Here is a 959-nt window from a genome sequence, read left to right as displayed (position 1 = left end):
GGCCGGCCACGCGCGAAGCGCGCCTGTTCGGGATGGGCGAAGGCCTGCAGGATCTCGAGTTCAACGGCGGCGCCGTGGGGCAACTGGTCGATGGCCGGCTCGCGTTCGCTGGCGTGCGCGGCGTGAACCTGGTCGATCCCGGCCGCGTCGACGAACCGATCGCGCCAGCGCCACTGCGACTGCTGTCGGTCCGGCTCGGAAACCGCGCCGATGGCGAGGGCGCGTTGTGGCCACCCGCGTCGCTTCGCGTCCGCGCGGGCGAGGACCTGGTGCGGCTGCGCATCGGCACGCTCGACTTCGCGCCTTCCGCGCAGCCGCGCTATCGCTATCGCATGGTCGGCTTCGATTCCGACTGGATCGACAACGGCAGCGCCCGCGAGATCACCTACACGCACCTGCCGCCCGGCCACTACACGTTCCGCGCGCAGTCGACCGATCGCAGCGGCCGCTGGTCGAATCGCGAACTGCAGGTGCCGGTCACCGTCGACGTGCCGCTGTGGCGCCACCCGGCAGTGCTCGTGCTGGTCGCGCTAGCGCTGTTGGCACCGCTGGTCTTCGCCGGGTGGCAATGGCACAAGCGCAGGCTCCGCGAACGCTCGCACCTCGAGGACATGCGCGAACGCGAGGACCGGCTCAAGCTCGCGCTCTGGGCGTCGGGCGAACAGTTCTGGGACTACCACCTGACCGAAGGCACCATGCATCGGTTGCGCGCCGAAGATCGGGGCGAGGGCGCCACCCAGGACCTCGGCGTCGAAACGATGCTGGAGCGCGACCACGCGATCCACCCCGACGACCTCGAACGCGTGAACGCACAGCTGCGTCGCCACTTGCAGGGCGAGTTGCCGGTGTTCGAGTCGCAGCATCGCGTCGCCGATGGCGCGGGCGGCTGGACATGGATCCGCGCGCGCGGCCGCGTGGTCGAGCGCGACGGCATGAACCGCGCGCTGCGCATCGCCGGC

General features: G+C 70.9%; 1 protein-coding gene. It reads left to right on the top strand.

Annotated features, from left to right (window positions below):
- Nucleotides 1-959: triple tyrosine motif-containing protein (locus FW784_RS14065; RefSeq protein WP_149353944.1), on the top strand; the 959-nt coding region annotated here is incomplete at both ends.

Source organism: Cognatilysobacter lacus (assembly GCF_008274655.1).
In the GTDB taxonomy this organism is placed as follows: Bacteria; Pseudomonadota; Gammaproteobacteria; order Xanthomonadales; family Xanthomonadaceae; genus Cognatilysobacter; species Cognatilysobacter lacus.
This window is presented reverse-complemented; position numbering and strand designations above follow the sequence as displayed.